Here is a 12,254-nt window from a genome sequence, read left to right as displayed (position 1 = left end):
AATTTCTCATAAAACCCTCTTAATACATTATATTCCGTACTTCATTTTAATGTGTGGAATTCCTGCTTCATCATATTCTTCTGATGCTTCCTTAAACCCTACAGAATTGTATAATTCCTTTATATAACTTTGCGCTGATATTGTTATCTTTTCTTGTTTAAAATTCTTATGTATCTCTTGAATTGCTTTAATCATCATTTCTTTAGCCAACTTTTTTCCTCTATACTCTTTTAAAACTAACACCCTTCCTATAGATGCCTCTTCATAAGATAGTCCTGGTGGTAGTAATCTGCAATATCCCACTACACTTTCTTCCCCATCTTTATTATCTATTGCAAATAAGTGCACACACTTCTTATCTTTATCATCAAAGTCATTTTCACAAGTAATCTTTTGCTCACAAGCAAAAACCTCATATCTAACTTTAGCTATTTCATAAAGTTCACTTATGTTAAGTTCATTAAAATACTTACTTCTAAACTCAATTTTATTCTCCATATAATACTCCTTTTAAATTGCAATTTTTAATATATTATAATATTATCATTTTATCTTTTCTATATATATATCTACTTTAAGAATAGTAATATAATTGTCATAGTTTTATAATACCTAAATAATTTATTATTTATATTTTAATATTTATGGAACCTTTTTATATATTTATTCGTCTATAATGTGAATCGATTCAGAAAGGGGCATTAATAATGGTTAATGAACTATTATTCAAAAAAGCTGTAAAAGGCGATAAGGATAGCTTTATAAAATTAATAGAGCCAATTAAAGAAAAACTATATAGAGTAGCATTTGTATACTTAAAAAATGAAGATGACACTTTAGACTGTGTTCATGATGGAATAATAAAGGCAATAAAATCATTAGAAACATTAAAAGAACCTCAACATTTTAATACTTGGATAACAAGAATAATTGTTAACGTCTGTAAGGATTATATTAAGAAAAACAGCAAGGTTGTTTTAGTTGATATAAATGATTATGAAAATAACTTAATATCTGAAGATAATAAAAGTGATATTAATGATGATATAAAAAGCGCTCTAAATAAGCTATCTGAAAAAGAAAGAGACTTAATAGTAATGAGATATTTAGAAGATAAATCATTAAAAGATATAGTCACTAACACCAATTTACCACTAGGAACAGTTAAAAGCAGGCTAAATAGAACCTTAATAAAATTAAGAGAATATATGGGGGAAGCATAGAAATGAAAGATATAAACATAGATGATATACAAGTTTCTTCAAAATTGGATGATATCATTAAAAATTCTGTAGATGAAGGATATGATACAACATTTAATAAAAGTCTATCAAATAAAAAATATAAAAGGTTTAATAAAAATATAGTTGCAGCAACTATAATGGTAGCTCTAGGCGTAACAGTATTTGGCTCAATATTTAGTAATGAGGTAATTGCAGCAGTTAAATTAACCATGTTTGATATAAAAAATTATCTAGGAGTTAATGATAACTTAGATGAATATAGCACTATAGTTAATAAGGCTGTAAGTAAAAATGGAATAACAGTTCAATTAAATGAAGTTATTTTAGACAAAGATGAAATTATTGTATCAACAACAGTAAAATCAGATGAAAAACTAGATGATAACGGAAATATAATGGTATTTGGAAATGTGTATATTAATGGTAAGAAAGCATCTAGTTCATCTGGAGGTTCTGGAAAGCAAATTGATAATTATACTAAAGAAAATGTACTTTCATATACATTAAATAAAGAATTAGAAAGAGGAGATTTGTATATAGAAATAAAATATGATGAAGCTCTTTTACACATCGGCGAAATAGAAACTAAAGTAGAAGGCCCATGGAAGTTTGAGTTTACTTCTAATGGTGATGCATTATCTAAAAATACAAATAGTATAAATTTAAATAATTCATTTACATTAGATAATGGTCAACAGATAACACTTAATGAATATAGAGGTAATGCTGTGGGTGGAAAGATTTACTACTCTATTAAAAATAAAGATAGAAATAACATCTATTCATTAGAATTAAGAGGCTATGATAATTTAGGGAACGAAGTTAAATTTTACAGTTCTCATGAAGAAATGACTACTGGTTTAATGAAAAATCAAACTGAACTTTCTCAAGATGCAAAGGCATTAACATTAACACCATATGCAGTAGCCTTTCCAAAAGAAAGCGGTAAGATGAGTAGTGATTACAAACAAGTTGGTGAAGAGTTCACTATAAAATTAAAGTAATTTTAACTTTTCTTATATAAAAATGTAGTTACTTTATATTTCATTAAAGTAACTACATCTTTTATATTAGAAAGTAACTTGAAACTCATCCATAAAAAAGCTTGTAAATCTAAGCTAAGCCTTTCTTCTTAAGGAAATACAACTTTATAAGATGCTAATATTTTATTAATCTATCTTACTTGTCCATTACCATAGATTATATATTTAATAGTTGTAAGCTCTTTTAATCCCATTGGTCCTCTTGCATGAAGCTTTTGAGTACTTATTCCTATTTCTGCCCCAAATCCAAATTCACTTCCATCTGTAAATCTAGTAGAAGCATTTACATAAACAGCTGCTGCATTAACTTTATTTAAGAACTTTTGTGAATTCTTATAACTATTTGTTACTATTGCTTCTGAATGCCCTGAACCATATTTATTGATATGATCAATTGCTTCATCTACATTTTTCACTATTTTTGCACCTATTATATAATCTAAATACTCCTTACTCCAATCATCTTCGCAAGCTTCTTTAACATCGGTTATTAAAGCTTTCACTTTTTTATCTCCAATTATTTCAACATTCTTTTCTCTTAATGCTTTTACTATGATTGGAAGAAACTCATTTGCTATATTTTCATTTATAATCATCTTTTCTGCTGCATTACAAACTGCTGGTCTTGATGTTTTTGCATTTATTATTATATCCTTTGCCATATCAAAGTCACAATCTTCATCTACATATATATGACAATTTCCAACCCCTGTTTCAATTACAGGTACAGTTGCATTTTTCACAACAGTTTGGATAAGCCCAGCTCCACCTCTTGGAATTAAAACATCTATATACTCATTTAATTTCATCATTTCTAATGCTGTTTCCCTACTAGTATCTTCAACTAATTGAACTGAAAACTCTGGCAATCCGGCTTCTTTTACAGCATTAGCTAGTATCTTTACTATTTCTTTATTAGAATTTATAGCTTCACTACCACCTCTAAGTATTACAGTATTTCCTGTTTTTAAACATAGTCCTGCTGCATCGCATGTTACATTTGGTCTAGCCTCATATATTATTCCTATAACTCCCATTGCAACTCTTTGCTTTCCTATTTGAAGACCATTTGGTCTTTTCCACATTTCTATTACCTCTCCAATAGGATCTTCTAAAGCTATCAGCTCTCTTAATCCCTTAGCCATGTCCTCTATTCTTGACTCATTTAATGATAATCTATCTAACATAGCCTTGGATGTTCCTTTTTGAACTGCTCTATCCAAATCTTCTTTATTTGCTTTTATGATTTCATTTGTATTGTTAATTAAAGCATTTGCCATTGACTCTAATGCTTTATTTTTTTCAGTAGTTGATGCTATTCCTAAATCATATGATGCTTCTTTAGCTCTTTTACCTAACTCATAAATACTTAGCATTAATAATTCTCCTTCACTTTTATTTTTCAATCTATTACTAATTTATTTTTAAACTTTACATAGCAAAACATCATCCATTTTCAGTTCTACCTTCTACATTTTACATTTCAAAAGATTCTTATAAGCTTTTGAATAGTGTTCCTATTTCCTCGCCATTTAATATATTTAGAATTATTTTAGGATCTTCTCCGTTAGCTAGTACCATATCTACTCCAGATTCAGTAGCAGTCTTGGCAGCAGTTAACTTTGTAATCATTCCACCTGTTCCAAGATTGCTTCCAGCACCTCCACAGCACTCCTCAAGCTCAGGAGTAATTTCATCTATTTCCATTATTAATTTTGAATTTGGATTCTTTCTAGGATCTGAATCATAAAACCCTTCTATATCTGATAATATTATTAAAAGATCTGCATTCACTAATTTAGCCACTATAGCTGATAAGTTATCATTATCTCCAAATCTAACTATATTTTCTATTTCATCTATAGCCACAGTGTCATTTTCATTAACTATAGGTATTATTCCATTTTCTATTAGAGTTTCGAATGTATTACAAACATTTTCTCTAATATGATTATCTTCAACTACATCTCTTGTTAAAAGAACTTGACCAACAGTATGGCTATACTCTCCAAAAAACTTACTATAAATATGCATTAACTCACATTGCCCAACTGCAGCAACTGCTTGCTTTTCTCTTATAGTCTTAGGCTTTTCCTTTAACTTAAGCTTAGATACTCCAACTCCTATTGCTCCTGAAGTAACTAATATAACTTCCCTTCCTGAATTCATCACATCTGATAATATTCTAGTCAACTTTTCTATTCTAGTTAAGTTAATTTTGCCATTTGCATATGTTAATGTTGAAGTTCCTACTTTAACTACAATTCTATTAGAGTTTTTAACTTTACTTCTAGTTCTCATCCTACTATCCCCCAGATATTATTCTTTGTTTAATTATAATTTTTTTTATATCTTTTTTCTACATAATATAATTTACTCTTTGAACTCTTTCAATTTTTCCTCTACCTCTTTATTAAAATGCCTAAAGATAACTTTGCTTACTGCATAAACAGGTACTACTACAAAAGCTCCTATTGGGCCAATTAGACTAGCTGCTCCAACTACTAGAAAAATATCCGTTATTGGATGTATATTCATTGTTTTTCCCATTATTAGTGGTACGATAATTCTTCCCTTAAGTGTTTGGGCAATTACTACTAATACAGATAATTTTATAATCATATTCTAGCCTGAAGCTATTGCAATTATATATGGAATAATCATTGATATAAAAAAGCCTACAAATGGTATAAATGCTAATACAAAAGTAATTGATGCTAAAAGTAGTGGACTTGCCATTCCTATAATTTTATATCCGATAAAAACCATTAAAGATAATGAAAGTGCCACCTTAGCTTGACCTAAAATATACGATGATAATACTTCATCACTTTCTTCTACAATATCACAAATTTTATACTTATATTTCTTAGAAAATATATTAATTATACTCTTTTTAATTTTATCTTCGTCCTTAAGAAGATAAAATACTATTAATATAACAAGTAAAACATCAGAAAATAATTGCATTCCCTTATCGAATATTCCTCTTAAACCACTTGCTAATAAAATAGCATATTTTTGTATATCACCTAAAAACTTCTCATAATAATCTAATTTAAATATATCCCCTTTAAAAATTTCATCTATTTCATATAGATTACCTTTCTCTTGTACTATACTAAAGAATGTTGTTTTTAAATTCATAAATTGCTCAATGAAATAATCCCCAAAGTATTTGATAACACCAGCTGCAATAAAAAAGAAAATTAATAAAGTTAAAGTTGCTGCTCTTCCTCCTTTTATCTTCTTTTTTATAAATATATCATTAAGAGGTTTTAGTATATAAAATAAAAATATTCCAAATATTATTGGTATGACAACTACTGAAAAAATTACATTTATAAAATTTTTTAATACTGAAATTTTGCCTAATAATATTATTAATATGGCTAATAAATTAAAAATAACTAAATATGTAATTAAATTCTTCTTACGCATAAAATATTTCTCCTTTGCTTAATTTAATTAAATTTAGTTTATCCTTAGGAGAAAATATTATTATATAGCTTTAAACTTTCAGATTTTTACTAACCGAATATCTTAACTATTTTATATCTTCTTAACATTACTTTTTCCATATTTATAAATCAAATTAGATATATTCATATATTTAGAAATCATCCTAAATATATAATTCATTGCATAAATTTTAGGTAAATTTGTATAAAAATCTATTGATTTTATGTATAAAAATGTATTAAAATAAAATTCAATGTATAAATATTAATTTTTTGAATATAAGGAGACCGGAATGAAAAACTTAACTAAAGATGAATTTTCATTAAAATCACCATTGTTCTTTATTGTTCCATCTCTAATAGGAATGTTTTTATTTATGATTCCTATTAGTTTTAATGGAGAAATAACAATACCAATAGCAATTTTATCAAAATTCTTAACTAAATCTCTTGGAGATTCCTTAACGCTAATAATAACAATAGCAATTTGCATATCAGCTATCATGAGTATAATAGCTAAGGTTTTTAAACCAAACTTCATTATAAAAAATGAATTTCTAAACACCTTATTTAATGTAGGTAATATTTGGTTTGCTGCTAGAGTACTTGGAGCTATATTTTGCATTTTATCTTTATTTAAGGTTGGTCCTGAACTTATAATTAGTAATTCAACAGGATCATTTGTATTAAATGATTTACTTACAATATTATTTTCTATTTTCTTTTTTGCAGGACTTTTACTACCACTATTATTAAATTTTGGTTTATTAGAATTCTTTGGTACAGTACTTACTAAAGTTATGAGACCAATATTTACATTACCAGGTCGTTCATCTATAGACTGTATAACTTCTTGGCTTGGAGATGGAACTCTTGGAATACTATTAACAAATAAACAATATGAAGAAGGATTTTATTCTAAAAGAGAAGCAGCTATAATCAGTACAACCTTTTCTGCTGTTTCAATAACCTTTAGCTTAATTGTAATAGATACAGTGGGATTATCTCATTTATTTATCCCTTTTTATTTAACAGTTAGTATTTCTGGAATTGTCGCTGCTATTATAATGCCAAGAATCTATCCATTACGTAAAATTCCTAATACATATTATAATAATAAAGAAAAGAAAAACGATGAATCAATACCAGATGGACATTCATCTTTCTCTTGGGGATATAAGAAGGCTTTAGATAAAGCCTCTCAAAATTCTGGCATAAATCACTTTTTTATAGAGGGAACTAAAAATGTAATAGATATGTGGCTTGGAGTACTTCCAGTTGTTATGGCACTTGCTACTATAGCTTTAATAATAGCTGAGTACACTCCTATATTTCAGGTTTTAGGGCTACCTTTCATACCATATCTTAAATTATTACAAGTTCCAGAAGCAGTTGCGGCTTCACAAACTTTAGTTGTGGGATTTGCTGATATGCTATTACCATCCGTTTTAGCTGCAAACACTATAGTTAGTGATATGACTAAATTTATAGTTGCTTGCACTTCCGTTTCTCAACTAATATATATGTCTGAAGTAGGAGGAGTTCTACTTGGATCAAAAATTCCTGTATCACTAAAGCAACTGTTAATAATTTTTATAGAAAGAACTATAATTACATTACCTGTAATTGTTATTGCTGCTAATATAATATTTTAATAAAAAGCTGTATCCTTTTAAGATACAGCTTTTTTATCAAATACTCTAATAGTATAATTACCTCCCACACTCCTACCTTAAATTAATAAGATATCCTATGTGCTTTCTTTTTATGATTCTTATAAAATACACACTTATTAGTTTAATTAAATGTACTTATATTTTAATTCAAATTTATCATTTTCTTTTTAATTATACTTCATAAACAACATACAAATTTTTCAAAATAATATTAATCGTTCGACTTTTTTTGAAAACCTATTGCCATTACTTAACTAATAGTTTATATTGTAAATAAGTGGTATATACCACTTATTGTAAAGGAGGTGATGTGTTTACCTTCGATGAAATAATAAGCTTTACTGTTTATTATTTATTAACTTCTTTGTTCCTAAATAATTCATTATCACTTCACAAAATATAGGAACTAATAAACACTTCAGAGAAATCTAATAAATTACCATTTAACATTTTCTGATTAGTATATTAATACTTATTAGGATATTTGACAAACCCTTTGAAAACATTTTCCAATATATAAAATGCATATTTTATATATCTAATAAAGAAAACTCTACATTTTAAATAAACAAATGAATTTATTTTATATGCACAAATGTTTAAAGTGAGTCTCTTATTTTTTCTAAAAATATCTAACTTACTTTAAATCTAATATCAAATTATTAGATATTTACCTACTCCAAAAAAGATCCTCATTCAATATACAGATGAGAATAAATAAATATATCGTTAGGAGGTAAATATAATTGAAGAAAAACTTTCTTAATAAAGTTATTTGCACACTTTTGACAACCTTCGTTACACTTACATCCACTTCATTTATTACTAAAGCAGCTACAAACATCGGTAGTTATAATGCTGGTTTAGGAACAAAAAATTGGCCTGCACAAGTTAACGCTCCTTATGTTGATATGGTGGGCTGGGTAACTAAAAATGGATACTATATGGGGAATGATGGCGGAGGACCTGCTAATCTAAAAAAATTATCAGATGAAACTGGTATAAAATACTTTAACTTAGCTTTTATACAATCAACTGGTAGTGTTACAAATGGGAAAATCAATTGGGGCTGGGGAGGATATTCTGTTTTAAGTGAAGGAAAAAATGATAATCAATATAACGGAATTAAACAGTCTCTAAAGGACCTAAGAGCAAGTGGTGGTGATGCAACTATATCTTTTGGTGGAGCTAGTGGAACTGCATTTTGGCAAACTTCTCAAGATGTAAATGTTCTTTATAATACCTATCTAGATATAGTAAATAGATATGCATTAACAAGAATAGATTTAGATGTTGAAGGTGGTGCTCAAAATAAACAAAGCAATATTGCTAATGCAAAGGCTATTAAAATGTTACAAGACACTACAGGAGTAGAAGTAACATTAACTGTTCCTGTTTTACCATCTGGTTTAACTCAAACTCAAATAGATTTATTAGATGCTTATTTATCTAATAATGTTACTCTAAAATATATAAATATAATGGCTATGTGCTATGGAAGTGGTACTTTGCTTCCTGGAGAAAATTATGGCACAGCCTCAATACGAGCAATAGACTCAACAAAGAATCAAATAAAAGATGCTTACCAAAAATTTGCCAATACTACTTTATCTGATTCTGAAGCTTATTCAAAAATTGGTGCTACAGTCTCTGTAGGTTATGAAAGTTCTTCAGATCCTATATTTACTCCAGCATGGTCTCAATTAGTAGTTGACCATGCTAAATCTAAAAATATTGGAATGACTTCTTATTGGTCACTAAATAGAGATTCTCAAATAGAAAATAATCAAGGAATAAGTTCTCAATATGAACATTCAAAGATATTTGCTAAATTCGGTTCACCAGCAATTCCTAGCGACAATACTGCTCCAGTGATTAGTGGTGTTACAGATAAACAAATTAATATTGGAGATACCTTTAATCCTCTAGCAGGAGTTACTGCATCTGATAAAGAAGATGGTGATTTAACTAGTAAGATTATTGTTAATGGATTGGTTGATACATCTAAAGCAGGAATCTACAATGTAAGCTATACAGTTTCTGATAGTAAAGGCTTATCAACAACAATAAGTTCTACAATAACAGTAATCGATACTTCAGTTCAGACATACAGTCCAACTAAGACTTATGTTGCTGGAGATATAGTTTTATACAACGGAGTTATGTATAAAGCTAAATGGTGGACTCAAGGAGAAACCCCTGGAGCAACTCAATGGGGCCCATGGGAAAAAATGAATTAAATTAATTTAGAAATTAATTTGTAAAGGGGATTTAATATTATGATAAGGAAAAAGCTTTATAAAAAATCAAAGCCTATTGTTGCATTAACAGCAATAGCAGCAATGCTAATAACAGGTGTTACACCAGTTAGGGCTGAAGTTAATTCTACTACCGATTTTACACCAACTGCTATTCAACAATCTAATCAGAAATATCGTAATGTAATGTATTATGGCGACTGGTCAATCTGGGGAGGTCAAGGTAATTTTTATCCTAAAGATATTCCTGCTGATCAATTAACTCACCTTAATTTTGCATTCGTAGATTTTGATGCACAAGGTGTTTTAAAATTTACTGATAAAGATGCTGCTATTGGTCATCCTTTAGGAAATGCTGGCGTAACTTATGGAGATGTAAATGGAGGTATTCTAAATGCATTCCAAGTGTTAAAAAGTGAAAACCCTAACCTAAAAATAGGAGTATCTTTAGGTGGATGGTCTAAATCAGGTGACTTCTCAGTTATAGCTGCTAATCCTTCAATAAGAGCAAACTTTGTAAAAAATGTTATGGCGTTTATTAAATATACCAATATGGATTTTGTTGATATAGATTGGGAGTACCCAGCTAGCCTTAGGGATCCAGATACAGTTGATAATACTAATGATGAAGGAACTACTAAAGCAACTCCTGCCGACAAAGAAAACTTTATTACTTTATTGCAGGATTTAAAAAATGCCTTAAATAAGCAAGGTGCTGAACTTGGAAAAACTTATGAACTTTCAGTTGCTATCCCAGCTGGAAAAGCTAAAGTTGATGAAGGAATAGATGTAGCAAAATTATTTAATGTAATTGATTTTGCTAATATTATGACTTACGATATGGCTGGTGCCTGGAGCACAGTTAGTGGTCATCAAACAGCACTTTACACTAATCCTAAATCTCCATTTAAAGGAGAATGCCTTTCTGTTGATGAAAGCGTTAATTACTATATTGCAAACGGAGCTAAACCTGAAAAAATAGTCATTGGAGCAGCTTATTATACACGTGGTTGGGAAAAAGTAAGTAATAATGGACCAGATGCTGCTAACCCTGGATTATTTGGAACAGCTGCAGTAGTTAACAAAGATGCAGACCTTAATCCAACACCAGGTGCTCTTAATGAAGCTCCAATAAAGAATGGTGAAGGTGGTCGTGCTGGTGGAGTATGGTCATACAATGCTCTTAGCCAATTAAAATCAAAATATACTGGTTTAAAAGAATATTGGGATGATAGTGCTAAAGCCCCTTATCTATATAATGAAACAACAGGTGCATTCTTTACCTATGATAATGCAAGATCAATCCAAGAAAAAGCTAAATATGTTAAAGAGCATAATTTAGGTGGAATGATTGCTTGGATGGCTTCACAAGATGCTAAAACAACATCTACTAAACGTGATGAACTTACAAAAGTAACTAAGGAAGCCCTATTTGGCTCCGCTAGTCTAGATAACTATACATTAACTTATAATAAGCTTAATGTAACTTCTAAATTAACTACAAGTAAACCTGCATGGGGAAGCGGTAGTACAATAAATCTAAGCTTTACAAACAACGAAAAATTAAGTGAATCTGGTGAAGTTCTTAGCTCTGTTGAAACCGCAGCTAAAACTCTAAAAAATGTAAAGCTTTATATTAAGACAAATGGTATTACTATAACAGGTGCTCAACATCCAAGTCCTGCTGTTAAGCAAGAAAATGGATATTACGTAATAGATTTTTCTGGCTCATATGATGGAAAACTTATGAAGCCTGGCCAAACAGTATCTTTTGATTTAAACATTGCCGAATCTATAGATAATCTAGATGGATTAGTAAGTGTTGAATTATCTCAAAGAATGTATTCAACATCACCTGAAATGGGAAGACAATTTATTTATGGTAGCGCAACATCTCCTGATAATAATACTGCACCAGTAATTAATGGAGCTACTAATAAACAAATATACGTTGGTGATTCTTTTAATCCCTTAGCTGGTATAACTGCATCTGATAAAGAAGATGGTGATTTAACTAGTAAAGTAACAGTTTCTGGTACTGTTGATACAACTAAAGCTGGAACTTACAATTTAACTTACTCAGTTGTTGATAGTAAAGGTTTAAAAGCTACTGCAGCAGTTACTATAACTGTTTCCGAAAAAAATACAACTAACACAGCTCCTGTAATTAATGGTGTTGCTAATAAGGAGATTAAGATTGGATCAAACTTCAATCCATTGACTGATGTTACTGCTTCCGATAAAGAAGATGGTGACTTAACTAGTAAAATAGTTGTTTCTGGCACAGTTGATACAACTAAAGTTGGAACTTACAATTTAACTTATTCAGTTACTGATAGTAAGGGGTTAGTAACTACTGCTAAAGCAACAATCACAGTAGTTGATAATACAACTCCTGAAATTCCAACCTATAGCCCAACCAAAGCTTATGTAGCTGGCGACGTTGTTATGTATAACGGTGTTAAATATAGAGCTAAATGGTGGACACAAGGTGAAACTCCTGGCGCAAATCAATGGGGTGCTTGGGAAAAAATTAGTTAGTTCATCTAACTATTTATAATTTGAAGATGGC

General features: G+C 29.4%; 8 protein-coding genes and 1 pseudogene. 5 read left to right on the top strand and 4 right to left on the bottom strand.

What is annotated here, in order from left to right; genetic code table 11:
* Positions 1-27: 27 nt before the first annotated feature.
* Positions 28-498 (bottom strand): GNAT family N-acetyltransferase, encoded by a 471-nt coding sequence (locus NSA50_RS07865; RefSeq protein ID WP_195263902.1) that lies wholly within the window; start codon positions 496-498, stop codon positions 28-30.
* 209 nt (positions 499-707) lie between these two features.
* Here NSA50_RS07865 and NSA50_RS07860 point away from each other — a divergent pair, with 209 nt between their 5' ends.
* The gene (locus NSA50_RS07860) at positions 708-1,223 is read left to right on the top strand and encodes a sigma-70 family RNA polymerase sigma factor (RefSeq protein ID WP_257444282.1); all 516 of its coding nucleotides are present in this window, start codon (positions 708-710) and stop codon (positions 1,221-1,223) included.
* 2 nt (positions 1,224-1,225) lie between these two features.
* Positions 1,226-2,248, top strand: coding sequence for a DUF4179 domain-containing protein (locus NSA50_RS07855; RefSeq protein WP_257444280.1), 1,023 nt, complete (start codon positions 1,226-1,228; stop codon positions 2,246-2,248).
* 170 nt (positions 2,249-2,418) lie between these two features.
* Here NSA50_RS07855 and NSA50_RS07850 read toward each other — a convergent pair whose 3' ends face one another.
* The 3 genes and pseudogenes from NSA50_RS07850 to NSA50_RS07840 form a co-directional block, all read right to left on the bottom strand.
* The gene (locus NSA50_RS07850; protein WP_257444278.1) at positions 2,419-3,663 is read right to left on the bottom strand and encodes a glutamate-5-semialdehyde dehydrogenase; all 1,245 of its coding nucleotides are present in this window, start codon (positions 3,661-3,663) and stop codon (positions 2,419-2,421) included.
* A 118-nt stretch (positions 3,664-3,781) separates the two neighbouring features.
* Positions 3,782-4,588, bottom strand: coding sequence for a glutamate 5-kinase (gene proB, locus NSA50_RS07845; RefSeq protein ID WP_195263906.1), 807 nt, complete (start codon positions 4,586-4,588; stop codon positions 3,782-3,784).
* A 72-nt stretch (positions 4,589-4,660) separates the two neighbouring features.
* Positions 4,661-5,728 (bottom strand): annotated as a pseudogene (locus NSA50_RS07840) (AI-2E family transporter).
* Positions 5,729-6,041: 313 nt separating this feature from the next.
* Between NSA50_RS07840 and NSA50_RS07835 the strand changes: the two are divergent.
* The 3 genes from NSA50_RS07835 (at position 6,042) to NSA50_RS07825 (ending at position 12,223) form a co-directional block, all read left to right on the top strand.
* Positions 6,042-7,403, top strand: a complete 1,362-nt coding sequence (locus tag NSA50_RS07835) for a YjiH family protein (protein WP_195263908.1) — start codon at positions 6,042-6,044, stop codon at positions 7,401-7,403.
* Positions 7,404-8,170: 767 nt separating this feature from the next.
* Positions 8,171-9,664: an immunoglobulin-like domain-containing protein gene (locus NSA50_RS07830; protein WP_257444274.1), complete on the top strand. Its 1,494-nt coding sequence runs from the start codon at positions 8,171-8,173 to the stop codon at positions 9,662-9,664.
* A 39-nt stretch (positions 9,665-9,703) separates the two neighbouring features.
* Positions 9,704-12,223: a glycosyl hydrolase family 18 protein gene (locus NSA50_RS07825; protein WP_257444272.1), complete on the top strand. Its 2,520-nt coding sequence runs from the start codon at positions 9,704-9,706 to the stop codon at positions 12,221-12,223.
* Positions 12,224-12,254 lie beyond the last annotated feature (31 nt).

The organism is Clostridium mucosae (genome assembly GCF_024622765.1).
In the GTDB taxonomy this organism is placed as follows: Bacteria; Bacillota; Clostridia; order Clostridiales; family Clostridiaceae; genus Clostridium.
Note: the sequence above shows the minus strand (reverse complement) of the source record. Positions and strands in the feature narration are given on the sequence as shown.